At 69.3% G+C, this 22,514-nt stretch carries 23 protein-coding genes; 17 read left to right on the top strand and 6 right to left on the bottom strand.

The features are described 5' to 3' along the window. Nucleotides 1–5: 5 nt before the first annotated feature. The 6 genes from cyoC to ASF65_RS12465 all read left to right on the top strand — a co-directional run bounded on the left by cyoC (nt 6) and on the right by ASF65_RS12465 (nt 4,461). Entirely contained in the window at nt 6–626 is a 621-nt protein-coding gene (gene cyoC, locus ASF65_RS12440; protein WP_055890279.1) for a cytochrome o ubiquinol oxidase subunit III, read from the top strand. Next, nucleotides 623–1,009, top strand: coding sequence for a cytochrome o ubiquinol oxidase subunit IV (gene cyoD, locus ASF65_RS12445; RefSeq protein ID WP_055889657.1), 387 nt, complete (start codon nt 623–625; stop codon nt 1,007–1,009). Before cyoC ends, cyoD begins: the two co-directional genes overlap by 4 nt. 101 nt (nt 1,010–1,110) lie before the next feature. Then, nucleotides 1,111–1,809: an SURF1 family protein gene (locus tag ASF65_RS12450; RefSeq protein ID WP_244486686.1), complete on the top strand. Its 699-nt coding sequence runs from the start codon at nt 1,111–1,113 to the stop codon at nt 1,807–1,809. Further along, nucleotides 1,806–3,164 (top strand): ATP-binding protein, encoded by a 1,359-nt coding sequence (locus ASF65_RS12455; RefSeq protein WP_055889659.1) that lies wholly within the window; start codon nt 1,806–1,808, stop codon nt 3,162–3,164. The genes ASF65_RS12450 and ASF65_RS12455 overlap by 4 nt, the downstream gene beginning before the upstream one ends. Then, nucleotides 3,161–3,691: a response regulator transcription factor gene (locus ASF65_RS12460; protein ID WP_055889661.1), complete on the top strand. Its 531-nt coding sequence runs from the start codon at nt 3,161–3,163 to the stop codon at nt 3,689–3,691. Before ASF65_RS12455 ends, ASF65_RS12460 begins: the two co-directional genes overlap by 4 nt. A gap of 68 nt (nt 3,692–3,759) precedes the next feature. Beyond that, the gene (locus ASF65_RS12465) at nt 3,760–4,461 is read left to right on the top strand and encodes an HAD-IA family hydrolase (RefSeq protein WP_055889663.1); all 702 of its coding nucleotides are present in this window, start codon (nt 3,760–3,762) and stop codon (nt 4,459–4,461) included. Between the two features lie 219 nt (nt 4,462–4,680). Here ASF65_RS12465 and ASF65_RS12470 read toward each other — a convergent pair whose 3' ends face one another. After that, nucleotides 4,681–5,733, bottom strand: coding sequence for a hypothetical protein (locus ASF65_RS12470; protein WP_055889665.1), 1,053 nt, complete (start codon nt 5,731–5,733; stop codon nt 4,681–4,683). Nucleotides 5,734–6,040: 307 nt separating this feature from the next. On the opposite strand from ASF65_RS12470, the gene ASF65_RS12475 reads away from it, so the two are divergent. The 3 genes from ASF65_RS12475 to ASF65_RS12485 all read left to right on the top strand — a co-directional run bounded on the left by ASF65_RS12475 (nt 6,041) and on the right by ASF65_RS12485 (nt 8,965). Next, nucleotides 6,041–7,294, top strand: a complete 1,254-nt coding sequence (locus tag ASF65_RS12475; protein ID WP_055889667.1) for an ADP-dependent glucokinase/phosphofructokinase — start codon at nt 6,041–6,043, stop codon at nt 7,292–7,294. A gap of 23 nt (nt 7,295–7,317) precedes the next feature. After that, on the top strand, nt 7,318–8,091 hold the full coding sequence (locus ASF65_RS12480) for an SDR family NAD(P)-dependent oxidoreductase (protein WP_055889669.1): 774 nt from the start codon (nt 7,318–7,320) through the stop codon (nt 8,089–8,091). A 64-nt stretch (nt 8,092–8,155) separates the two neighbouring features. Further along, the gene (locus ASF65_RS12485; RefSeq protein WP_055889671.1) at nt 8,156–8,965 is read left to right on the top strand and encodes a DeoR/GlpR family DNA-binding transcription regulator; all 810 of its coding nucleotides are present in this window, start codon (nt 8,156–8,158) and stop codon (nt 8,963–8,965) included. Between the two features lie 3 nt (nt 8,966–8,968). Here the strand turns inward: ASF65_RS12485 and ASF65_RS12490 are convergent, their stop codons facing one another. Next, nucleotides 8,969–9,961, bottom strand: a complete 993-nt coding sequence (locus ASF65_RS12490; RefSeq protein WP_055889674.1) for a LacI family DNA-binding transcriptional regulator — start codon at nt 9,959–9,961, stop codon at nt 8,969–8,971. Between the two features lie 181 nt (nt 9,962–10,142). On the opposite strand from ASF65_RS12490, the gene ASF65_RS12495 reads away from it, so the two are divergent. From ASF65_RS12495 to ASF65_RS21460, 5 genes are all read left to right on the top strand, one after another. Then, entirely contained in the window at nt 10,143–11,090 is a 948-nt protein-coding gene (locus tag ASF65_RS12495; protein ID WP_055889676.1) for a sugar kinase, read from the top strand. Beyond that, entirely contained in the window at nt 11,087–12,367 is a 1,281-nt protein-coding gene (locus ASF65_RS12500; RefSeq protein ID WP_055889679.1) for a D-tagatose-bisphosphate aldolase, class II, non-catalytic subunit, read from the top strand. The genes ASF65_RS12495 and ASF65_RS12500 overlap by 4 nt, the downstream gene beginning before the upstream one ends. A gap of 17 nt (nt 12,368–12,384) precedes the next feature. Next, nucleotides 12,385–13,530 (top strand): Gfo/Idh/MocA family oxidoreductase, encoded by a 1,146-nt coding sequence (locus tag ASF65_RS12505; RefSeq protein WP_055889683.1) that lies wholly within the window; start codon nt 12,385–12,387, stop codon nt 13,528–13,530. Then, on the top strand, nt 13,527–14,489 hold the full coding sequence (locus ASF65_RS12510) for an alpha/beta hydrolase (RefSeq protein ID WP_055889686.1): 963 nt from the start codon (nt 13,527–13,529) through the stop codon (nt 14,487–14,489). The genes ASF65_RS12505 and ASF65_RS12510 overlap by 4 nt, the downstream gene beginning before the upstream one ends. A 97-nt stretch (nt 14,490–14,586) precedes the next feature. Continuing rightward, a complete protein-coding gene (locus ASF65_RS21460) occupies nt 14,587–14,763 on the top strand; it encodes a hypothetical protein (protein WP_156369299.1) in 177 nt (58 codons plus the stop codon). Nucleotides 14,764–14,907: 144 nt separating this feature from the next. Here ASF65_RS21460 and dhaK read toward each other — a convergent pair whose 3' ends face one another. Together dhaK and ASF65_RS12520 are read right to left on the bottom strand one after the other, a co-directional pair. Further along, nucleotides 14,908–16,587 (bottom strand): dihydroxyacetone kinase subunit DhaK, encoded by a 1,680-nt coding sequence (gene dhaK, locus ASF65_RS12515; protein WP_055889689.1) that lies wholly within the window; start codon nt 16,585–16,587, stop codon nt 14,908–14,910. 123 nt (nt 16,588–16,710) lie between these two features. Further along, complete coding sequence (locus ASF65_RS12520; RefSeq protein WP_055889692.1) at nt 16,711–17,115, bottom strand: DUF983 domain-containing protein; 405 nt, start codon at nt 17,113–17,115, stop codon at nt 16,711–16,713. A gap of 154 nt (nt 17,116–17,269) precedes the next feature. Here ASF65_RS12520 and ASF65_RS12525 point away from each other — a divergent pair, with 154 nt between their 5' ends. After that, nucleotides 17,270–18,835, top strand: a complete 1,566-nt coding sequence (locus ASF65_RS12525; RefSeq protein ID WP_055889694.1) for an FAD-dependent oxidoreductase — start codon at nt 17,270–17,272, stop codon at nt 18,833–18,835. Between the two features lie 10 nt (nt 18,836–18,845). Here the strand turns inward: ASF65_RS12525 and ASF65_RS12530 are convergent, their stop codons facing one another. Continuing rightward, nucleotides 18,846–19,076 (bottom strand): NINE protein, encoded by a 231-nt coding sequence (locus tag ASF65_RS12530; protein ID WP_055889696.1) that lies wholly within the window; start codon nt 19,074–19,076, stop codon nt 18,846–18,848. Between the two features lie 67 nt (nt 19,077–19,143). Next, nucleotides 19,144–20,778: a helicase HerA-like domain-containing protein gene (locus ASF65_RS12535; RefSeq protein ID WP_055889700.1), complete on the bottom strand. Its 1,635-nt coding sequence runs from the start codon at nt 20,776–20,778 to the stop codon at nt 19,144–19,146. 162 nt (nt 20,779–20,940) lie between these two features. On the opposite strand from ASF65_RS12535, the gene ASF65_RS12540 reads away from it, so the two are divergent. Next, complete coding sequence (locus ASF65_RS12540; RefSeq protein WP_055889703.1) at nt 20,941–21,291, top strand: hypothetical protein; 351 nt, start codon at nt 20,941–20,943, stop codon at nt 21,289–21,291. A gap of 153 nt (nt 21,292–21,444) precedes the next feature. Further along, entirely contained in the window at nt 21,445–22,503 is a 1,059-nt protein-coding gene (locus ASF65_RS12545) for a magnesium transporter CorA family protein (protein ID WP_055889706.1), read from the top strand. The last annotated feature ends 11 nt before the right edge of the window (nt 22,504–22,514 follow it).

Below are 22,514 nucleotides of genomic sequence, written 5' to 3' on the forward strand. Positions count from 1 at the left end.
ACGCGGTGTCCGCTGCCGGCATCGACAGCAACGAGCTGAAGTTCTATGTCGCCGAAGAGGAGGGCCACGCCGAGGGCGGCACCCTTCTCGGCTTCTGGCTCTACCTGATGAGCGATTGCCTCATCTTCGCGGTGCTCTTCGCCTGCTACGGCGTCTACGGGCGCTCCTATGCGGCCGGCCCCTCGGGGGCCGACCTCTTCGATCTCGAACTCGTGGCCCTGTCCACGGGCCTCCTCCTCGTATCGTCGATCACCTACGGCATGGCGATGCTCGCGATGGAGAAGGGCTCTAAGGGGCTGACGCTCGCCTGGCTCGCCGTGACCGGCGTCTTCGGTCTCGGGTTCCTCGGCGCCACCGCCTACGAGTTCCACCACCTGATCGAGATCGGCGCCGGTCCGCAGCGTTCGGCCTTCCTGTCCTCGTTCTTCGCGCTCGTCGGCACCCATGCGCTCCACGTCGCCTTCGGCGCGCTGTGGCTGGTCGTGCTGATGGTGCAGGTCGTCTGGAAGGGCCTGATCCCGGAAAACCGCCGCCGATTGATGTGCCTGTCGATGTTCTGGCACTTCCTCGACGTCGTCTGGATCGGCGTCTTCTCCTTCGTCTACCTCATGGGGTCGCTAGCATGAGCGAGAAGCATCACGGGGCTCAGGTCGAGGTTCTCCACGACCACCACGAGGCCGGCCACGGCAGCTTCAAGGGGTATCTCACCGGCTTCCTCCTATCGGTCGTCCTGACGACGATCCCGTTCTGGCTGGTGATGGGCGACGTCTTCGACTCGACCCGCGTCACGGCCTTCGTGGTCATGGCCTTCGCGGCGGTGCAGATCGTGGTCCACATGGTCTACTTCCTGCACATGAACACGAAGTCGGAAGGTGGCTGGAACATGCTGGCCCTGATCTTCACCGTCGTGATCCTGATCATCACGATCGCAGGTTCGCTGTGGGTCATGTACCACCTCAACACGAACATGATGCCGGCCATGCAGCACGACATGAGCCAGATGCCGTGACCGAGACCCGGCGCCTGGCGCCGGGGCCGGACGCCTCGAATGCGGCGGGGCGGCCTCGAAGCCGCCTCTCCCTCCTTCTTCTCGGCGCCGCCGGGCTTTTCGTGTTTGTGGCGCTCGTCGGCCTCGGCGTCTGGCAGGTCCAGCGCCTGTCGTGGAAGCTCGATCTCATCCAGCGCGTGGAAGCCCGCGTCAATGCGCCGCCCGCTGCTCCCCCCTCCCCCGCGCAGTGGGCTCGGTTCGACGGTCCGGGCGAGGAGTACCGCCGGGTGCGGCTCGAAGGCTCCTTTCGCAACGACCGCGAGACGTTCGTCCAGGCCCTCACGGAACTCGGATCGGGCTTCTGGGTGATGACGCCCTTCGTGACGGCGGACGGATCGACGATCCTCATCAACCGCGGCTTCGTGCTGCCCGAGCGCCGCGATCCGTCGACCCGCGCCGCTGGGCAGTTACCGGGCCCCGTGACCATCACCGGTCTCCTGCGCCTCGACGAGCCGGGCGGCGGCTTCCTGCGATCGAACGATCCCGCCGGGGACCGCTGGTTTTCGCGCGACGTCGCGGCGATCGCGCAAATGCGCGGGCTCGGGCCCGTCGCGCCCTTCTTCGTCGACCAGTCGGCCGGCGAGACGCCGGGCGGCGTTCCCGTCGGAGGTTTGACTGTCGTCGCCTTCCGCAACCACCACCTCGTCTATGCGCTGACCTGGTTCGCGCTCGCCGCCATGCTGGCCGGCGCCGGCATCTGGATCGCGCGTGACGAGCGCCGCCGCCGGGCGGCGTGGCGTATGGCGGAGGCCGGCCGATGAGCGCGCCCCTCGACGACGCCGCACCGGTCCCGCCTGCGACGCGTCTTGCCGAGATGCGCACCCGTCTCCTGCACGGTGTGCCGCTCGAGGACTCGGCCGGGCGCAAGAACCTCCTGCTTCTGATCCAGCTGCGCTGGATCGCGGCGGCCGGGCAGATCGCCAGCATCGCCTTCGTCACGCTGTTTCTCGGCGTCACCGTCCCCATCGCGCCGATGCTGGGCGTGATCCTCGGGCTCGTCCTTCTCAACCTCGGAAGTCTCCTGCGCCTTCGCCTGAAGCGCGGGGTGACGAACGTCGAACTCTTCGCCGCGCTCCTCTTCGACGTCGCGGGACTGACCGCGCAGCTCTACCTCAGCGGCGGCGCCGCCAACCCGTTCACCTCGCTCTACCTCCTGCAGGTGACGCTCGGCGCGGTGCTTCTGAAGCCCTGGTCGTCGATCGCCCTCGTCCTCGTGACGGTGCTCTGCTTCGCCGGCCTGACGACGAACTACCGCCCGCTCGAATTTGTCGAGCAGGAGGGGCTCGGGCTGATGAGCCTACACATCATCGGCATGCTGATCTGCTTCGCTCTGAACGCGGCGCTGCTGGTCGTCTTCGTCACTCGGATCGGCAACAACATCCGCGAGCGCGACGCACGCCTCGCCGATCTCCGCCAGCACGCGGCGGAAGAGGACCACATCGTGCGCATGGGCCTTCTGGCGTCGGGCGCGGCACACGAACTCGGCACGCCGCTTTCGACCCTATCGATTATTCTCGGCGACTGGCGCAGGATGCCCTCGCTCACCGCCAACCCGGAACTCGTCGACGAGATCGAGGCGATGCAGGCCGAGGTGCGGCGCTGCAAGTCGATCGTCACCCATATCCTGATGTCGGCCGGCGAGGCGCGCGGCCTTGAGGCGGGCATGACGACGATGCACCAGTTCCTCGACGGGCTGGCGGCCGACTGGCGCGCGACGCGACCGGGCGCCAACCTGCGCTACGAGAACAGCTTCGACCGGAACATGCCGATCGTATCGGAGTCGACGCTGCGGCAGGTCGTCTTCAACGTCCTCGACAACGCCTACGAAGTCTCGCCGGACCGCATTCTGTTCCACGCCGCCCGCGTCGGCGACCAGCTTCGGTTACGTGTGGAAGATCGCGGCCCCGGCTTCGACTCGGCGATCCTCGCCTCGCTCGGCAAGCCCTATCAGTCCACCAAAGGGCGCCTCGGCGGCGGGCTCGGCCTGTTCCTCGTCTTCAACGTCCTTCGCAAGCTCGGCGGCAACGTTCATGCCGAAAACCTGGCGAACGGCGGGGCGTTGGTCGAACTGACCCTGCCGCTCGACGCCCTGTCGATCGAGGAGGACGCGACATGAGCGAACGCCTGCTGGTGGTGGTCGATGACGATGAGGCCTTCGCCAAGACGCTGAAGCGATCGTTCGAGCGGCGCGAATACGAGGTCGTGGTGGCGCCCGATGCCGAGGCGCTGCGGGCGCTCCTGATGGAGCGTACGCCCGGCTTTGCGGTCGTCGACCTGAAGCTTGCCGGAAGCTCCGGCCTCGCCTGCGTCGAGATGCTGCACGAGCACGACCCCGACATCCTGATCGTCGTCCTGACGGGCTTTGCCAGCATCGCGACGGCGGTCGAGGCGATCAAGCTCGGCGCCAGCCACTATCTCGCCAAACCCGCCAACACCGACGACATCGAGGCCGCCTTCGGGCGCGGCGCCGGCGATGCGAACGTACCGCTGACCAACCGCCCGACCTCGATCAAGACGCTCGAATGGGAGCGCATCCACGAAGTTCTCGTGGAAACGGACTTCAACATATCCGAAGCCGCGCGGCGCCTCGGCATGCACCGCCGCACGCTGGCGCGAAAGCTCGAGAAGCGCCCGATCAAGTGACGGCACGGCGCGTCCGCGGTATGGAGCCGGGCGCCCACCGCGGCGCGACGCAACCGGGATGGCCAACGATGACCGAGACGACCGCCTCGACCTCGACACAGATCGAGGCGCTTCTCTTCGACCTCGACGACACGCTGGCGCACACCGATCCCCTACATCTCGTGGCGATGCGCGCGCTTCTGGAGGACGAGGGGTTGGCGATCGACGAGGAGACTTTTGTCACCCGCGTCTCCGGCCAGCCGAACGATGCGGTCGGCCGCTACCTCTTCCCCGACCGGACGGCCGAAGAGCACCGCGACTTCATCGACCGCAAGGAAGCGCGCTTTCGAGCCATGGCGGGCGACTTGACACCGCTGGCGGGCGTCGTTGCGTTCATCGACCGGGCGCGCGTCGATGGATTGCGCATCGCGCTCGTCACCAACGCGTCTCGCAAGAACGTCGCCTTCATGCTGGAGACGCTCGGGATCGCCGACCGGTTCGAGATCAGGATCTATGGCGACGAACTGGAGCGCGGCAAACCCGACCCTCTGCCCTACCGGCTTGCGCTGGAGGCGTTCGGATTAGGGCCGAGCCAGGCGATCGCCTTCGAGGATTCGCTGCCGGGTCTCGCCGCGGCCAAGGGGGCCGGTCTCGTCTGCGTCGGGATCGCGACCAGCCGATCGGTCGAGGACCTCACCGCCGCCGGGGCGGACTTCGCGGTCGCCGACTTCACCGACGCGTCGGTCGTCGCCCTCCATGACCGGCAGAACTGGAACCGTGCCGCGGTCTAAGACCGTCCGGAACGTCACCTGCGGAGGATGGTCGAGGGATTTTCGTCGCCCATGCGGCGCCGAACGCAGCCGATGCCGGCGGCGTCAGTGAGGATCGGCAACGAAAGGGGGAGCGGAAAGCGCCGTCGAGCCGACCCGGCGGACGTTTCGAACGTTTCGGACGGGCTCTGCGACAGGACGCGCGCCGCCGGGGAGATCGGCGGCGCGCGAAGGCGAACGTCAGGCGGCGCGAAGCGTCGCGGCCGGCTTGAGGTTCGCCTCGGTGACGGTGCGGTCGTCCTCGAGCGAGCGGGCCGCCTGAAGGCCGCCCTTCTGGAGTTCACCGTGATAGGCGCGCACGGCCTCGTCCGGCGTCAGCGCACCGTCGGCGACCTGACGCATCATCGACACCATCGCCAGCGGATCTTCGGCGAGATTGATCTTGCGGCCGAACAGGGCGACGCGCGCGCCGTACTTCTCGGCCTGCGCGACGAGTTCGAACGTATCGCGCGCGGTGCCGGCACCGCCGCCGAGCACGCCGACGACCAGCGTCGAATCGAAGCTCGCGAGTTCCTCGAGCGCCTTCGGACCGTTGTAGACGATCTTCAGGAACTCCGGTCGGTCGGCCTTCGAGACGCCCGCCAGAGACCGCAGGATGCAGTCGTTCATGTATTCGCCGAGCGCGTCGCGATCGAGGTCGAGCGGCACGTTCGGGTTGAAGACCTCATAGAAGTACTTGAACTCGTTGGCCGCGGCCTCGCGCCGGAACTCGGCGAACGCCTCCAGCGACTCGATGTCGGCGGCGAGATCGTTGTTGAAGGTCACCGAGTAGAGCCCAAGATCGGTGCCCTTCACCGGCGCGCCCGGCTGCGGGAACGCCGAACCGTAGCGCACGCGCGACAGTTCGGCCGTGCGGAACGGCAGCGACGGGGCCTGCGTGTAGCGCTGGTGGCGCATGCCGCCCCAGCAATCAGTCGTCTCGTTCGCGCGGATCGCGGGCTTCACGGCACTGCCGTCGAACGCCCCCCGCTCATGCAGTTCGTCGAGGTTGGAGACCGACACCAGCATGATGTCGACGACATCCTGGCGGACGATCGCCTCGATCGCATCGAGAAATTCCTGGCGCGTGCGGCGGCGACCCTGCGTTCCGTCCGGATTGCGCAGGAAGCCGGTGCCGCCGACACCCGATCCCATGTCGCTGTCCTTGGCGTCGGCGATGATGAAATCCGACCGGCTGTAGCGCCCGGCGCGAATGTTCTGAAGCTTCTGGTCCAACCGGAGCACGGCGGTCATCCTCGGATCGTTGATGGAATGCGCGCCCGGTTCCCGGACCGAGCGAGCGACACAGCCAGGTATAACTCCAAACTGTTTCATCGGAAATCTTTTTCTTCCAAACGCTCCCTGCCATAGACGACGTCGGCACTCACGGTCTCGGCATTAGCATACCCGGCCTCTCCGCGACGTCTTCAATCCCGATCGGTACGTCGCGCGCTCGCAACCGCAGCACGGGATGCTGCACGACAATGACGTTTTATGGTTGACCCAGCCTCGGTTCCGCATGTTCCTGACGCGAATTGACGTGATCTCGCGGAGGAAGCTCATGGACGACGGCGAAGCGCACTGGCACGCGGCCTATGACGGTCTGGTGCGCCGCCTGCCGGCCATGGCGCGCAGCGCCCCGCTGACGCTCTGCGGCATGAGCGCCTGCGTCGATGCCCGGATCGATCTGTCTGATGCGGCGGCCCTCTGGACCGCCGACGATCCGGGAGCCGCCGCCTTCGCTTCCATGCTGAAGGATCGCGTTGCGCGCGGCGTCGGCGGCGAGGTGCGCGTCGAGTGGACCGCCGGACCGGCATGGCTCGCCGACCACGTGCCGGCCCGCTACGCTCTCGGCGGCGTCGGCCCGCAGGCCGGATGGGTGCTGACGACGCTCGGCGCCCCCGCGATCGTCAACCTGTCGGACCGCAGCGCCCACATGCTCGCGCGCCTGCCCGGGAACCTGCTGCTGGCCGAGGGCGAGCGCACGGTGCGGGCGCGGTCCGTCCAGCCGCGCGGCGCCCGGCGGCCCGACATCTACATCTTCGAATACACGGCGGGGCGCGCCGTCGGCGACTGCGTGCCCAACCGCTCGTCGCGCATCATCGTGCGCTTCGGCGATCCGGGCCTTGAGAAGGACGCGGCCTTCGAGGGCCTGACGCCGCATCTGGCACCGGAGGCCGGAACCGGCCTCGTCGCGGGCTTCAACTGCGTGCCACCGGCCGAACTCGACGACGAACTCGCCCGCGTGTTTTCGCTGACACGGCGCTGGCTCGACGCGGGTCTCTCCACCGTGCATCTCGAGATGAGCACCTTTGAGGACGCCGCCTTGCGCGATCGCGTGTTGGACGGCGCGCGGGGTGCCGTGACCTCGCTCGGCATGAGCCACTCGGAAATGCGCGACCTCGCGCCTGGCGTCGCCGACGCCGACCTGGCTGAGACCATGCGGGCGCTCGGTGAGCGCCTGGACCTGGACCGTGTCTGCGTCCACGCCGATCATTGGGCGCTGACCGTCACGCGGCGCGACGCCGATGTCGAGCGCGAGGCGCTGATGGCCGGTTGCCTCGTCGCGAGCACGCGGTCGATGGCCGGACAGCCCGCCGTGCCCATGAGCGTCGCGGACGGCGCCACGTTCCATCGCCCACCCGTCGACGACGGGGCGCTCGGCGACGGGTGGACCTTGGTCGCCGCGCCGAGCCCCTATCATGCCGCGCCCGCGACGACCCTCGGGCTCGGCGACACGTTCACCGCCGGTTGCCTCCTCGTTCTCGGCTCGGCCGGCAGCGCCGGGCGCCAGCGGATCCGCCAACGCGCCTGACCGCGCGACATCAGGACAGTACCATGTACCGCGAAAAATCCGACCTCTCCGGCCGCGCCGCCTTCATCACCGGCGGCGGGCGCGGCATCGGCCTGTGCACCGCCGAGGCGCTTCTGGAACACGGCGCCCGCGTCGTCATCTCCGACCGGGACCCGGCGGTGCTGGAGGCGGGGCGCGCGGACCTCGCGGAGAAGGGCTGGGAGGTCGATGTCGTCACGCTCGACGTGACCGATTCCAAGGCCGTCGCCCGCGCCGCGGCAGAGGCCAACGAACGGCACGGCGGCATCGACATCCTCATCGCCAACGCCGGCATCGCCTGGCCGGACACGCCGGGCGAAAGCATGACCGACGAGGTCTGGCACAAGGTCGTCGATGTCGACCTCAACGGCTGCTACTGGTCGTGCCGCGAGTTCGGCCGCGCCATGCTGGAGCGCGGGCGGGGTTCGATCGTCACGGTCGGCTCGATGTCGGGCCTCATCTCCAACAAGCCGCAGCGGCAGGTGCATTATAACGCCGCGAAGGCCGGCGTGCACCATATGACGCGCTCGCTCGCGGGCGAATGGGCGCCGCGCGGCGTTCGCGTCAATTCGGTGGCGCCGACCTATGTCGATACCGCCATGTCGCGCGGCGGCTTCACCGACGACGCGCTGATGCCGACCTGGATGGCGTCGACCCCGATGAACCGCCCGGCCCGGGCCGACGAGATCGCCTCCGCGATCCTGTTCCTCGCCACGGACGCGTCGAGCGCGATGACGGGATCGATCGTGACGGTGGATTGCGGCTATACCATTTGGTAACCACAATCCACCTCGCACTGCAGCACGGCGGGGGCGCATCGCGAAGACCCTCATAGGATCCCCCATGGACGCCCCCACCAAACGCGTCGAGATCATTCCCGCCAAGCGGCGCGCGATGATCCTCGACTACCTGAAGGTCAACGGGACGGCCTCGATCGGCGAACTCACCGAGGCGATCGGTGGCTCGCAGTCCACGATCCGCCGCGACCTCGAACAGCTGACCGAGGGCGGCTATCTCGAACGCACGCATGGCGGGGCGCTGCTCGTCCCGCCCTTGCGCGCTACGTTTGAGCGCGAGCCGGCGCTGAACGCCCACTACCAGCACCGGCAGAAGGCGGCGATCGGCCAGGAGGCGGCGACGCGCCTCAAGGGCGGCGAGAGCGTGATCTTCGATTCCAGCTCCACCGTGATCGAGGTGGTGCGGGCGACGGCCCTCCGCCGCTTGCCCCTCACCGTCGTCACCAACAACATCGAGATCGCGCGGATCGGCTCCAGCGTGCCGGAATGGCGGGTGATCGTTACCGGCGGCACGCTGCGGCCCGGCGGAGACCTTCTGACCGGCCAGCCGGGCGAGCCGTTCTTCGAGACGATCCATGCCGACGTCTGCTTTACCGGTGCCTATGCCGTGACCGGGCAGATCCTCACCGACGCCTCGATGGAGATCGCCTCGATCAAGCGGGCGATGATCCGCTCGGCGCGGCGCACGATCCTGCTCGTCGACAGCACCAAGTTCCAGGCGCCCGCCTTCTGCACCTTCGCCCAGCTGTCGCAGATCTCGGAGGTCATCACCGACCAAGGCGTCGACGCCGACATCGCCTCCAGCCTGCGCGCCAGCGGCACGGAGCTCACCGTCGTCCCCCTGACGGGCGACTGACCGTCAGGCCGACGCGCGCACCGTCAGCCGCGCCGGCAGAAGTGTGCGCGTCGCCACCTCGGAGCCGTCGCGCAGGGCATCCAGCAGCATCCGGGTCGCGAGTTCGGCGTGGGCCTCTACGTCCTGCGCCATCGTGGTCAGCGCCGGGCAGGCGTAGCGGCTGAGCGGATGGTCGTCGTGCCCGGCGATCCGCAGCGCACCGGGTGCTCGGCCGATCGCCACGCCGCGCGCGAAGGCTGAGGCCAGGGCTCCCAGCGCCAGCCGGTCGTTGGCGCACAGGAGGCTGCGAAAGGGCGGCGGCCCTGCCTCGAGGATTCGCTCCATCGCCTCGAAACCGAGGCGCTCGAAGTCCCAGCCGTTGCCGGGCGGCGTGATCCGTTGCGGCACGAGGCCGAGTTCGGCCATGCGCGAGAGATAGCGGGTCCGGCGCTCGCGGGCGCTCGCGTTCACGTCCGGCATGTCGAGATAGGCGGGCGCCTCGCCGCCCCGCGCCAGATAATCCACCAGCGCGGCGACGCTCTGCCCGTTGTCGTTGCCGACGAAGCCGCCCACCGATCCCGCCGCGCTGTCGAGGAAGACGAGAGGCATCCGCTCGCCGAGCGCCCGCGCCGGCTCTGTCAGCGCGTCCGCTCCGCAGGACGCGATCAAGGCGCCTGAGACCCGCTGGTCGAGAAGCGTTTGGAGTGCCAGCGCCTCGCCCTCCGCCTCGCCGCGCGACGACAGGACGAGCGGCCAGAAGCCCGCCGATCGGCAGTGCTCTTCCAGAAGCGCGACGAGCGCCGCGTAGAACGGGTCGGCGACGGTCGGCACCACGATCCCGATAGTGCGGGCTCGCCGACGGTTCAGATTGCGCGCGAAGGGGTTCGGCCGGTAGTCCGACTGGGCCAGCGCCGCCTCGATGCGCCGGCGCGTCGCGGGACGCACGCTCGCCGGGTCGTCGAAGAACTTCGCCAGCGTCGGCCGCGACAGGCCGCAGGCTTTCGCGAAGTCCTCCATCGTGCGGTGGCGGGGCGGAAGGGGAATGGCGTGTCTCCGTGTCGGGCCGATACAAGCGCATCGTGACCACGAAACTTTACGCGCGTAAAGTTTTCGATTGACCGCCCTTCCCGCCGAGCGCAGCTTGATGATGGGCGCGATGGGAGCACTGATCCCGCGTCCGCCTTGGGGAGGGCTTGGCATGAAGACGGTGGTGACCGCCGGGGAAATCGTCGTCGAGATCATGGCGACGCGGATCGGGCAGACGTTTCTGGAGCCCGGCCCGCTCATCGGCCCCTTCCCGTCCGGCGCGCCTGCGATTTTCATCGATCAGGTCGGCCGGCTCGGCCAGCCCTGCGGCATGATCTCCTCGCTCGGCGCCGACGATTTCGGCACTCTCAATCTTGAACGCCTGGCAGCCAGTGGCGTCGACGTCTCCGCCGTCGCGGTGCATCCCGGCGCCGCCACCGGCAGCGCCTTCGTGCGCTACGCGGCGGACGGGAGCCGCGCCTTCGTGTTCAACATCAAGGACAGCGCCTGCGGCCTGATGGCGATGACCGGGGCGGCCGAGGCGCTGGTCGGCCGCGCCGACCACATCCACGTCATGGGCTCCTCGCTGTTCTCGGACGGCGCGATCACCGTCACCAAGGCAGCCGTCGAGTGCATCAAGGCGCGGGGCGGCACGGTCTCCTTCGATCCCAACATCCGGCCCGAGCTTCTGGTCGGCGCCATGCGCGAGGCCCTCGAATGGGTGGCCGAGCGGTGCGACGTCTTCCTGCCGAGCGGCACCGAGCTCTTCCTTTTCACTTCGGCACAGGACGAGGAGGGCGCGGTCGCGGAACTCCTGGCCGCCGGCCGGTCCGCCGTCGTCCTCAAGAAGGGCGGCGACGGGGCCGTCCTCTACGACGCACGCGGGCGCACCGCGGTGCCGGCCTTCCGCGTCGAGGAGGTCGATCCGACGGGCGCCGGCGACTGCTTCGGCGCCGGATTCGTCTGCGCCTGGCTGCGCAGCGAGAGCCCGGCGGAGGCCCTTCGCCTCGCCAACGCCTGCGGCGCCCTCGCCGTCACACGCAAGGGGCCGATGGAAGGCACGCGCTTCCGCTCCGAGATCGACGCGTTCATCGCCTCGCAGACGGGAGTGGCGGCATGAGCGCCATCGACCGGCTGCGCGCCCTGCCGCGACGGTTTCAAGCGGGCGAACACGCCGGCGTCACCTCGGTCTGTTCCGCCCACCCGCTGGTGATCGAAGCGGCGCTGCGACATGGTCTCGCCCGTGACCGCGACGTCCTGATCGAGGCGACCTGCAATCAGGTGAACCAGGACGGCGGCTACACCGGCATGACGCCGGCCGACTTCCGCCGCTTCGTGGAACGGATCGCCGCGATGGTCGGCTTTCCGCTCGAGCGACTGGTGCTCGGCGGCGACCATCTCGGCCCCAATCCCTGGAAGCATTTGGATCCGCATGAAGCGATGGCCAAGGCCGAGACGATGATCGAAGGGTTCGCCGCCGCAGGCTTCGCCAAGCTCCATCTCGACGCCTCGATGGGATGCGCTGGCGAGCCGGCCGCCCTCGACGACGAGACGGTCGCCGAACGCGCCGCCCGGCTCGCGGCACGGGCGGAGGGCGCCGTCGCCAGAGGCGGCCTCGTCCCGCCGGTCTATGTGATCGGCACCGAGGTTCCTGTTCCCGGCGGGGCGACCGAAGCGCTCGACCACCTCGCCGTCACCGGCCGGGAGGCCGTCCGCCATACGGTCGACGTCCACGCGAAGGCCTTTGCCGCGCTCGCGCTCGACGACGCCTTCGCCCGTGTCATCGCGGTGGTCGTGCAGCCGGGGGTCGAGTTCGGCCACGAGGACATCGTGGTCTACCGGCCGGAAGCAGCCGCCGACCTCAAGGGCTTCCTCGCGGAGGAGCCGCGTCTCGTGTTCGAGGCCCATTCCACCGACTACCAGCCGGACGACGCGTTGCGCCGACTGGTGGGAGACGGCTTCTCGATCCTGAAAGTGGGCCCGTGGCTTACCTTCGCGCTGCGCGAGACGCTCTACGGCCTTTCGCACATCGCCGACATCCTGGCACCCGCGCCGGATGAGCCGTCGCTGCGCGATGCGATGGAGGCCCTGATGCTGGAGAAGCCCGACAACTGGCGGAAATACTGCCACGGCTCGGAGGCGGAGGTGGCGGTCCAGCGCCATTTCTCGCTCAGCGACCGCATCCGCTACTATTGGCCGGACGCCGCCGCGCAAGGGGCTGTCGATCGCCTGATGACGCGGCTCGACGGTTGCGCGATCCCCCTTCCGCTCGTCGGCCAACATCTCGGACGCCTGGCCGAGAGCGTTGCGGCGGGACGGGTCACGCCTGAACCTCGGGCCCTTCTCCTCACCGGCATCGAGGCGGTGCTCGACCGCTACGACCGCGCCACGCACTGATTTCGAAGAGCAGCATCATGGCCCGCATGGGGATCGGCATCATCGGCTGCGGCAACATCGCCGCGACCTACCTGCGCAACGCGCGGCTCTTCGGCGATGTGGCGCTTGTCGCCTGCGCCGACCGTGTGCCCGAGATGGCGGAGCGCCGCGCGGCCGATTACGGCATGCGGGCGATGAGCGTCGAGGCGCTCCTCGCCGAGCCCGATGTCCAGCTCGTGCTGAACCTCACCATTCCCGCCGCCCATCGCGAGGTGACGGAGGCGGCGCTCGGGGCCGGCAAGCACGTCTTCACCGAAAAGCCGCTCGGCGTGACGCTGCGCGAGGGCCGCGCGCTGGTCGAAGAGGCCGAGCGGCGGGGCCTCTCGCTCGGCTCGGCGCCCGACACGTTCCTCGGCGCGGCGGGCCGCCGGGCGCGCGCGCTGATCGACGCCGGTGCCATCGGCAAGCCGGTGATCGGCACCGCCTTCATGATGGGGCGCGGCATGGAGCACTGGCATCCCAATCCGCAGTTCTACTACCAGCCGGGCGGCGGCCCGGTGCTCGACATGGGCCCCTACTACCTAACGATGCTGGTCAATCTCCTTGGGCCCGTGGCGCGCGTCTCCGCCGTCGCGCGCACGGGTCAGGAGATGCGCGAGATCACCGCCGAAGGGCCCTTCCACGGCACGCGCTTTCCCGTCGCCACGCCGACGAGCCTCCTGTCGCTCCTGGAATTCCGGAGCGGCGCGGCGGTCACCTTCGGCGCCTCGTGGGACGTCTTCCGCCACTCCAACCATCCGATCGAACTGCACGGCACGGAGGGTTCGATCCGCCTGCCCGACCCCGATACGTTCGGGGGCGACGTGTCGCTCTCGGCGCGCGGCGAACCGTGGCGGGAGCACCCGAGCGAGCCGGAGCCCTTCGGCGCAATCAACTGGCCGTTCGACGAACCGCGCATCGCCAACTACCGCATGCTGGGCGTCGCCGATCTCGTGCGTTCCATCACGGAGGGACGCCCCGCGCGCGCCTCCGGTCGCCTCGCCCTCCACGTCCTCGAGGTCATGGAGGCGATCCTCACCGCGGCCGACACCGGCCAGCCGATCGGCATCGAAGGGAGGCTCGAGCGGCCCGCGGCGCTCGGCGACGCCGAGGCCACAGCCCTCCTCTCGGGCGACCCGGCATGACGCTCGATCCGCAGGCCGCCGAGGTTCTGGCGCTCGGAGCCCGGTCCCCGTCTCCCCCGTTCGAGGATGGCACGCCCGAGGCCGCGCGACGCGCCTACCGCAAGTCCTACCTCGCGCTGCGGGGCGATCTCGAACCCGTTGCCGAGACCCGCGACGCCGCGATCGAGGGCGCGGGTGGCCCGATCCCGGTCTGCATCCACCGCGGCATCGGCGCGCCGGCGGAGGGAGCACCGGCGCTTCTCTACCTCCACGGCGGCGGCTGGGTGATCGGCGACCTCGACTCCCACGACGACATCTGCCGCTGGTTCGCCAATGCCGCCCGCTGCGTCGTCGTCTGCCCGGATTACCGGCTGGCGCCCGAACACCGCTTTCCCGCCGCGATCGAGGATGCCGGTGCCGTCCTGTCCCACATGGTCGCGGAGGCCCCGGCGCTCGGCATCAATGCCGCACATATCGCCGTTGCCGGGGACAGCGCCGGCGGCAACCTCGCGGCGGTGCTGGCGATCCAGTCACGAAACGGCACCGTGCCGCCGCTGGAGGCGCAACTCCTTCTCTATCCCAACACGGACGCCGGCCAGACGGCCGACAGCTATCGTCGGTTCGCCGAAGGCTACGGCCTGACACGCCGGACGATGCGCTGGTTCCGCGACCAGTATGTACGCAGCGAAGCAGACATCGCCGACTGGCGCGTCTCGCCCCTGCGCGCCGATCGCCTCGACGGCGCGCCCCCGGCCTTCGTGGCGCTTGCGGGACAGGACATCCTCCACGACGAGGGGGCGGCCTATGCCGAGCGGCTGCGCAGGGCGGGCGTGCCGCTCGCCGTGCGCCGCCTCAGCGACCAGATCCACGGCTTCGCCTCGGCTGGCCGCTACATCGACGCCGCGCGCCGGACGGTGCTGGAAGCGGCGGATGCCTGGGCCGATTTTCGCACGAATGTGAGGGAGCGACGCGCGGATTGACGCAAAACCCTTCCCGAACGCGCCCTCCTTCCGTATTTCGCCATGGAGGATGGGCCATCGGGCTCGTTGGCCCAAAACCTTACAAGAAACGGCGGCGATGGAAGAGGTCGATCCCATCATCACGATCCTGCGGCTGGTCGAGGAGGAAGACGACGGCAGCGCGATCGCGCGCCGCTTCTTCGAGAACCACCCAGACCTCGATCGCGCCGCGTTCCTGGAAGCCTGCTCCGTCGCGCTCGACATCATCGGCCTGAAGCCATCGCAGCTTCACTAGCAGACCACGCAGGCGCGGCGGACACTGGGCGGCAGGCGCGGCGCGGGACGGATGGGACGTCGGGCGCCGCCCTGCCTGTGCAGTGTTGCAGGGCTCCTATAGCCGACGCCCCATAACGGAAGCATGACGGTTCAGGCGCTGATTTTAATCAGCCGCCATTTCGTGGCGGATGGCCGCGAGCCAGACGACGACGGCCTCCGCGCCGGGGTCCGGCACGCCCACTGCCCGGTCGCCGAGATAGCTCGACCGGCCGCGCCGCGGCGCCATGGCCGCGGTCGCCGCCGCGCCGGCCCGGGCCGCCTCTACCGCGGCCGCCAGTCCGCCGCGGGAGAGCGCGTCGGCCGCGGGCAGCAGCGCATCGAGCATCGTCCGGTCGCCGGGCTTCGCGTCGCCGAGCGTCGCGACCGCATCGGTGCCCTCGCGAAAGGCCTCGGCCCAATCCGTCGACGTCGGCGCGGCAATGCCGTCGAGGGCGCGCGCGGCGCGCAACAAGCCCGCCGCGTAGAGCGCACCGGACGTGCCGCCGACCGAGCGGCGAAGGCTGCCGGACAGGGCGCGCAGGATGGAGGCGGCGTCCGCGCCGGTCCAGCCGGTCGCCTCGGCCATCGCGACCTCGGCGCCGCGCGCCAGGTTGAGGCCGAGGTCGCCGTCGCCGACCGTCTGATCGAGGGCCGTCAGCCGCCCCTCTTCGGCGATCAGCCGCTCCGCCGCGCGCGTGAGGATCGCGACCGTCCGAGCGCCGTCGCCCGGCCGCAGGTCTTGCCCCTCGCGCCGGGGCGAGGCGACCACAATCGGTCCCTCCCGACCCAGCGGTCCCGCCCCGCGTCCCGGCCATGCGGGCGCCGCGGCCGGCGCATCGAGGAGCCGCAGCGTGTCGGGGTCGGCCCGCAGGAGCGAGACGGAACAGCCCGCCATGTCGAGCGCGGTCAGGAACGTCCCGGTCCACAGCCGCTCGATGACGAGACCGTGGGACCGCGCCGCCGCGACGGCATCGCGCGCGACGATCTGCATTTCCATCACCGGCGTCGCGCCGAGATTGTTGACGAGAAGCGCGACCGGCGTGTCGCGGCCGAGCGAGAGTTCGGCGACGATCCGCTCCACCAGGGTCGCGGTGAGCTCGCGCGAAGGGCGCAGCAGTTCGCGCCGCACGCCGGCTTCCCCGTGAATGCCGAGCCCGAGCTCGACCTCGCGCTCGCCGAGTTCGAAGCCCGGCTTGCCGGCGGCCGGCACGGTGCAGGCCGACAGGGCGACGCCCATGCTGCCGAGCCCGGCGATCGCCTTCTCGGCCGCCGCCGTCACCTCGGCAAGCGTCGCGCCCTCGGCGGCCCGCGCGCCGGCAACCTTGTGGACGAGCACGGTGCCCGCGATGCCGCGCCGCCCGGCGGTCTCCGTGCTGGCCGCGAGCGCCACGTCGTCGGCGACGACGACCATTTCGACCGGAATGCCCTCGCCGCGCGCGATCTCCGCCGCAAGGCCGAAGTTGAGCCGGTCGCCCGTGTAGTTCTTGACGATCAGGAGGACACCCGCCGCCCCGCCCACCGCGCGGATCGCGGCCAGCACCGCGTCGGTCGAGGGCGAGGTGAAGACGTCGCCGCACACGGCCGCGGTGAGAAGTCCCTCGCCGACATAGCCGGCATGGGCCGGCTCGTGTCCGGACCCGCCGCCCGAGACGAGCGCGACATGCCCACAATCGCGAAAGGCGGCGAGGTCGGCGCGGACGAGCACGCGCTCGCCTTCGAGGAGAGCAAGACCGGGATGGGCGAGGCAGAGCCCCTCCAGCATCTCGTCGACCACCGCCAGTGGCTCGTTGATCAGCTTCTTCATGCGTCGTCTCCCCCTCGACGGCGCGACCCACGCCGGAGCATCGGACGGCAGCCTACAAAGGCCGGGGGCCGCGTTGAAGGCTGGAACTCACGAAAACCCAAGGGCCTGGCAGCCTCGTTTGGGTCAGACGTCGCCGCCCGTCCGTGTGGGCGGTACGACGAGGCGTCCCTCCTCCGCCTTGTGGTAGTACTGGCTCGCCACCAACCAGCCCTTCAGCGGCCGCAGCGGCAGGATGCAGGTGAGGAGCAGGAACGGCAGGGACACGAAGATGTGGACCCAGACCGACGGCTCGAACGCGATCTCCAGCCACACAGCGAAGAGCACCGCCGGCACGCAGCCGAAGCAGACGACGAAGAAGGCCGGACCATCGGCCGGATCGGCGAAGGAATAATCGAGGCCGCAACGCTCGCAGCCCTTGGCGAGCGTCAGGAAGCCGTCGAACAGATGGCCCTCGCCGCAGCGCGGGCAGCGGCCGCGCAGGCCGACTTTCCAGGGTTCGAGACGCGGCGCGCGCGGTTGATCGGTCATGTCGGGAATGCCTTTCGCGCATCGGGGATGCCTGCCGTTCATATAGACCGGCGGCGCGACCGAACAGCGCGTGCGGGGTGCCAAACTGTCCAAGGCCGGGAACGCGCGGGCCGGCATCTTGTTAGGTGGAACCATTCCAGACGGGAGCCGCCTCATGCGCCACGACGTTCTCGCCCTCGCCGACCTGCCGTCCGACGGGCTGACGGAAGTCAGCGTCGGCGATCTCAAGATCCTCCTGGCGCGCGACGGGGACCGGGTTCTGGCGACCGGCGCCACCTGCACGCACAAGGGCGCGCCGCTGAAGAACGGCAAGCGCGTCGGCAATCGCGTAATCTGCCCCTGGCATCATGCGATCTTCGACCTCGAAACCGGCGATCATCACGAGCCGCCGGGCAAGGGATGCCTGTCGCGCTTTTCGGCCAGCGTCGAGAATGGGCGCGTGATGGTCGAGGTGCCGGACGGTGCCAAGCCCCATCGTCCCGAAGTGGAGCCGGGCGACCGCAAGGCCGGAAGCGATCGGGTCTTCGCGATCGTCGGCGGCGGCGCGGCGGGCCTTGCCTGCGCCGAGGAACTCGTCCATCGCGGATTCGACGGCCGGATCGTGATGTTCGTGCCGGAGCGAGAGCCGCCCTACGACCGCACCGACCTGTCGAAGACCTATCTGCAGGGCAAGAAGACCGACGAGGCGCTGGCGCTCTACCCGGCCGACAAGCTGAAGGCTCTCGGCGTCGAGCTGGTGGAGACGGCAGTCGAGCGGATCGACGCTGGCGCCAAGCGCCTGCACCTCACCGGAGGCGAGACGCTGGACTACGACCAGTGCTTCGCCGCGCCCGGCAGCGACGCCGTGCCGCTGAAGCTCGAAGGCGCCGAGGCCGCCAACGTCGTGTCGCTGCGCAGCCACGACGACGCAAGGACGCTCAAGGAGAAACTGGCCGGTGCCAAGCGCATCGTGATCGTCGGCTCCGGCTTCATCGGCATGGAGGCGGCCGCCAGTCTCGTTGGCGACGAGCGATCGGTGACGGTGATCTCGCGCAGCGAACTGCCTTTCGCCAAGCAGTTCGGCGACGCGGTCGCGCGCCAGCTTCTGGCGACGCACCGCGCCAAGGGCATCGACGTGCGCGCGGGGGCCGAGCTTGCGGCGCTGGAGACGCAAGACGGCAAGGTGTCGGCGGTGAAGTTGAAGGACGGCTCGACCGTCGAGGCGGATCTCGTGATCGCCGCCCTCGGCGCAGCGCCCCGCTCCGAGCTCGTGTCGGGCGTGGATCGCGACGGCAAGGGCATCAAGGTGGACGCGACGCTGAAAGCCGCAGACGGCCTGCACGCCGGGGGCGACATCGCGGCCTTCCCGCTGGCGGCGACGGGCGACACGGCGCGGATCGAACACTGGCGGGTCGCCGAGCAGCATGGACGCCACGCCGCCGGGGCGATGCTCGGCGATGCCTCGCCGTTCCGGGGCATTCCCTATTTCTGGTCGGCCCAGCACGGGCGTCTCAGCTATCTCGGCCACGCCGAGGATTTCGACGAGGTGCACGTCGAAGGCTCGCTCGCTGAAAACTCCTACACCGCCTTCTACATCAAAGAAGGCAAAGTGCTGGCGGCGCTGGGGCTCGGCAAGGGAGACCGGACGCCGGCCCTCCATGCTCTCATGCTCAGCGATCCCGCGCCCGAACGCGCGCGGCTCGAAGCCGCCGGATGGGATCCGGCGGCCGTGAAGGCCTGACCGGCCGCGGTCAGCGAAGGACCGGGCGGGCTTCCATCCGGTCCAGCCGCCGCTCCAGATTCTCCTGCCGCACCATCGAGGGCAGGAGGAACAGGTCGATCAGCTGGCCGATGCCGAGAAGCCCGAAGGTGAACAGCCAGAGAAGGCCCGTCAACGGACGCCCGAGATAGAAGCGGTGCAACCCGCAGATGCCGATGAGGCAGCAGAGCCAGAGGACGAAGGCGGCCGGGCCGGATTTCATGCGTCGCAACTCCTGTTCGCGTTTCCCCTGACATGGAGATCGGCAGGCGGAGTTGCGAGGCCGGTGGTCAGCGCCCCCGCTTGAAGGAGCCGAGGATGCCGCGCACGATCGCGGTGGTGACGGTGGACGCCACTGTGCGGCCCACCTGCTTCATCACCGTCTCGGCGACGGTCTGGCGCTGATAGCCGGCCCGCGGAGCCGCTGCACGAGGAGCCGCGCGCGAGGCCGGACGCTCCCGCGGCACGGGCTCGTCCTCGTAGACGTCTTCGCTCGGCTCTCCCCACGGCGCGCGGGGCTCGGTCGAGCGCCGCGCCGCCGCCTCCGCCCGAGCCCGGCCGGTGTCGCGCTGGCGCTGGACGGCGGCTTCGGCTTCTGCGCGCGCGGTCTCCTGCCGCTGGAGTTCGGCCTCGGCGCGTCCCGTCAGGAGTTCGTAGGCGGATTCGCGATCGACGGCCGTGTCGTAGCGTCCCGCGACCGGGCTCATGCGCATGAGCTCGGCCCGCTCGGCGTCGGTAATCGGGCCAACACGGCCGGCGGGCGGGCGGATCTTCACCCGTTCGACCATGCTCGGCGCGCCGCCCTCCCCCAGCACGGAGACCAGCGCCTCGCCGGTGCCGAGTTCGGTGATGGCGGTGGCGCTGTCGAAGGCCGGGTTCGCCCGGAACGTCTCGGCCGCGGTGCGCACCGCCTTCTGCTCTCGCGGGCTGTAGGCGCGCAGCGCATGCTGGATGCGGTTGCCGAGCTGGGCGAGCACCTTCTCCGGCAGGTCGAGCGGGTTCTGGGTGACGAAGAAGACGCCGACGCCCTTGGAGCGGATGAGGCGCACCACCTGCTCGATGCGATCGACCAGCGCCTTCGGCGCGTCGTCGAAGAGAAGATGCGCCTCGTCGAAGAAGAACACGAGCTTCGGCTTGTCGAGGTCGCCCGCCTCCGGCAACTCCTCGAAGAGCTCCGACAAGAGCCACAGGAGGAACGTCGCGTAGAGGCGCGGGCTGCGCATCAGCTCGTCCGCGGCCAGCACGCTGACGACGCCGCGCCCTTCCCGGTCGCACCGCATGATGTCGTCGATCGAAAGCGCCGGCTCGCCGAAGAAGCGGTCGCCCCCTTGCGTCTCCAGAACCAGAAGCTGGCGCTGGATCGCGCCGATCGTGCTCTTCGACACGTTGCCGTAGAGCCGCGTGATCTCGTCGGCGCGGTCGAGGATATGCGCCAGCATCGCCTGAAGATCCTTCAGGTCGAGAAGCAGCAGGCCGTCCTCGTCCGCGATGCGGAAGGCGATGTTAAGGGCTCCCTCCTGCGCTTCCGACAGGTCCATCAGGCGCGACAGGAGGAGCGGGCCCATCTCCGACACCGTGGTGCGCACCGGATGACCCTTGCGCCCGAAGAGGTCCCAAAAGATCGCCGGATAGAAGTCGTTGTACCAGGGATCGAGACCGATCTCGGCCGCCCGCTTGGCGAAGACCTCCTTCGGCTCGCCGCGCTCCGACAGGCCCGACAGGTCGCCCTTGATGTCGGCGCAGAAGACCGGCACGCCGGCCTCGGAAAACCCTTCCGCCAGGACCTGCAGCGTCACCGTCTTGCCGGTGCCCGTCGCCCCCGTCACGAGGCCGTGGCGATTGGCATAGCGCAGTTCCAGATATTCCGGCTTCGGCTCGGCGCCCGTGCTGATCCCGCCGAGGAGAATGCGGCCGTCTTCGAGCATGATTCGGCTCCCAAGCCATCCCAACGGCGCCACGATACCGCTTTGCCCCGCCCCCCGTCGATTCCACGAGGTCGCTCGCGGCCGATTGCGCCGGGACGGCAGACTTGCCATCTTCCGCCCGCTTCGCCGGCCAGCGGCGGACGAACGGGAAATGGAACCGACATGACCGAACTCTGGGACCGCATCGCTGCCTCGGCCGAAACGGATGCCGACACCGCCAAGACGGCGGTCGGCCACATCCTGTCCTACATGCAGTCCGAAAGCTCGGATCCGGCGGTGGCGAAGATGATTTCCGAAACGCCGGGCGCCGCCGACGCCATGGCCGCCGTCGGCGAGACGGACTACTCGGGCGGCATCATGGCGCTCGGCGCCAAGCTGATGGGCCTCGGCCTCGACATGGGCCAGATCCGCTCCGCCGCCGAAGAACTCGTCGCCTATTCGAAGTCGACGGCGGGCGAGGACACGGTGAACCAGGCCATCCAGTCAGTCCCGGCGCTCGCGCCCTTCGTCTGAGACGATCGGTCGGGCCCTGAAAGACCGGCCTCCGGCAAAATGTCTTGAAGCCCGGACTTGCCTTTCGGCACGGACCGGGCTTTGGCTCCCGGCCAAGCGATGCAGCCTGGCCCGCCGGTCGCTGCGCGTTCGTTCGAGTGAGGACATCGGCCCATGATCGACGCCTACACGGTCTTTGGTTCGCAGGTTCGACGCCACGCGCGCATCACCCCCGACGAACTCCCGCCGGAGGCCGTGTGGATCGACCTGCGCAATCCAACGCGCGAGGAAGAGGACGCGATCGAGAGCCTGTGCGGGATCGAGGTTCCGACGCGCGAGGAGATGCGCGAGATCGAGGTGTCGAGCCGCCTGTATTCCGAGGACGGCGGGGATTTCATGACCGCCTCGCTGGTCTACGGGCTGGACGAGGGGCGCCCCGACTTCGGGCCCGTCACCTTCATCCTCGTCGGGCAGCGAGTCATCACGCTGCGCTACACCGATCCGCGCTCGTTCCAGATCTATTCGAACAAGCTGTGCCGCGGCGAGAGCAGCGACGGCGGCAACGCGTCCTTCCCCCCGACGCTGCTCTACGGACCGCCGCCCGCTCCGCCCAAGCCCTCGCGCATGCGGGGACCGACCGCCGATTCGATCGCGATCGGCCTTCTCGAGACGGTCATCGACCGCATGGCCGACCTTCTGGAATCGATCGCCGCCGATCTCGACCGCATCGGCACGGACATCTTCCGCTCGTCGAGCGACAACACGCCGACCGCGACCTCGGACTTCAAGGAGCTTCTGCAGCGGCTCGGCGCGGCGGGAGACCTCGCCTCGCGCACGCGGGAAAGTTTGGCTACCCTCGACCGCCTCCTGCCCTTCCTTCAGTTCGTGCTCGATCGGCGCAAGCCGCAGAAGGAACTGAAGATGCGCGTGAAGGCGATGGCGCGAGACATCCATTCGCTGAACGACTTCGTGTCCTTCCTGTCGAACAAGACGACGTTCCTCCTCGACACCACGGTCGGCATGATCTCGATCGAGCAGAACGCCATCATCAAGATTTTCTCGGTCGCCGCCGTCGGCTTCATGCCGCCGACGCTGGTCGCCTCGATCTACGGCATGAACTTCGTCCACATGCCGGAGCTTAACTGGACCTTCGGCTATCCGCTCGCCATCGTCCTGATGGTGCTGACCGCCGTCTTCCCGCTCCTGTTCTTCCGCTACAAGAAGTGGCTCTGAGGGAGGTTTCG

This window comes from Aureimonas sp. Leaf324 (genome assembly GCF_001423245.1).
Taxonomy (GTDB): domain Bacteria; phylum Pseudomonadota; class Alphaproteobacteria; order Rhizobiales; family Rhizobiaceae; genus Aureimonas.

Excerpts from the sequence above, each read along its gene's own strand:
- ASF65_RS12455 (WP_055889659.1), top strand. The coding sequence starts at position 1,806 with ATGAGCGCGCCCCTCGACGACGCCGCACCGGTCCCGCCTGCGACGCGT.
- ASF65_RS12535 (WP_055889700.1), bottom strand. The coding sequence starts at position 20,778 with ATGCTCGAAGACGGCCGCATTCTCCTCGGCGGGATCAGCACGGGCGCC.
- ASF65_RS12525 (WP_055889694.1), top strand. The coding sequence starts at position 17,270 with ATGCGCCACGACGTTCTCGCCCTCGCCGACCTGCCGTCCGACGGGCTG.
- ASF65_RS21460 (WP_156369299.1), top strand. The coding sequence starts at position 14,587 with ATGGAAGAGGTCGATCCCATCATCACGATCCTGCGGCTGGTCGAGGAG.
- ASF65_RS12505 (WP_055889683.1), top strand. The coding sequence starts at position 12,385 with ATGGCCCGCATGGGGATCGGCATCATCGGCTGCGGCAACATCGCCGCG.
- ASF65_RS12460 (WP_055889661.1), top strand. The coding sequence starts at position 3,161 with ATGAGCGAACGCCTGCTGGTGGTGGTCGATGACGATGAGGCCTTCGCC.
- ASF65_RS12485 (WP_055889671.1), top strand. The coding sequence starts at position 8,156 with ATGGACGCCCCCACCAAACGCGTCGAGATCATTCCCGCCAAGCGGCGC.
- ASF65_RS12475 (WP_055889667.1), top strand. The coding sequence starts at position 6,041 with ATGGACGACGGCGAAGCGCACTGGCACGCGGCCTATGACGGTCTGGTG.
- ASF65_RS12495 (WP_055889676.1), top strand. The coding sequence starts at position 10,143 with ATGAAGACGGTGGTGACCGCCGGGGAAATCGTCGTCGAGATCATGGCG.
- cyoD (WP_055889657.1), top strand. The coding sequence starts at position 623 with ATGAGCGAGAAGCATCACGGGGCTCAGGTCGAGGTTCTCCACGACCAC.
- ASF65_RS12500 (WP_055889679.1), top strand. The coding sequence starts at position 11,087 with ATGAGCGCCATCGACCGGCTGCGCGCCCTGCCGCGACGGTTTCAAGCG.
- ASF65_RS12480 (WP_055889669.1), top strand. The coding sequence starts at position 7,318 with ATGTACCGCGAAAAATCCGACCTCTCCGGCCGCGCCGCCTTCATCACC.
- ASF65_RS12490 (WP_055889674.1), bottom strand. The coding sequence starts at position 9,961 with ATGGAGGACTTCGCGAAAGCCTGCGGCCTGTCGCGGCCGACGCTGGCG.
- ASF65_RS12545 (WP_055889706.1), top strand. The coding sequence starts at position 21,445 with ATGATCGACGCCTACACGGTCTTTGGTTCGCAGGTTCGACGCCACGCG.
- ASF65_RS12530 (WP_055889696.1), bottom strand. The coding sequence starts at position 19,076 with ATGAAATCCGGCCCGGCCGCCTTCGTCCTCTGGCTCTGCTGCCTCATC.
- ASF65_RS12540 (WP_055889703.1), top strand. The coding sequence starts at position 20,941 with ATGACCGAACTCTGGGACCGCATCGCTGCCTCGGCCGAAACGGATGCC.
- dhaK (WP_055889689.1), bottom strand. The coding sequence starts at position 16,587 with ATGAAGAAGCTGATCAACGAGCCACTGGCGGTGGTCGACGAGATGCTG.
- ASF65_RS12470 (WP_055889665.1), bottom strand. The coding sequence starts at position 5,733 with ATGACCGCCGTGCTCCGGTTGGACCAGAAGCTTCAGAACATTCGCGCC.
- ASF65_RS12520 (WP_055889692.1), bottom strand. The coding sequence starts at position 17,115 with ATGACCGATCAACCGCGCGCGCCGCGTCTCGAACCCTGGAAAGTCGGC.
- ASF65_RS12465 (WP_055889663.1), top strand. The coding sequence starts at position 3,760 with ATGACCGAGACGACCGCCTCGACCTCGACACAGATCGAGGCGCTTCTC.
- ASF65_RS12510 (WP_055889686.1), top strand. The coding sequence starts at position 13,527 with ATGACGCTCGATCCGCAGGCCGCCGAGGTTCTGGCGCTCGGAGCCCGG.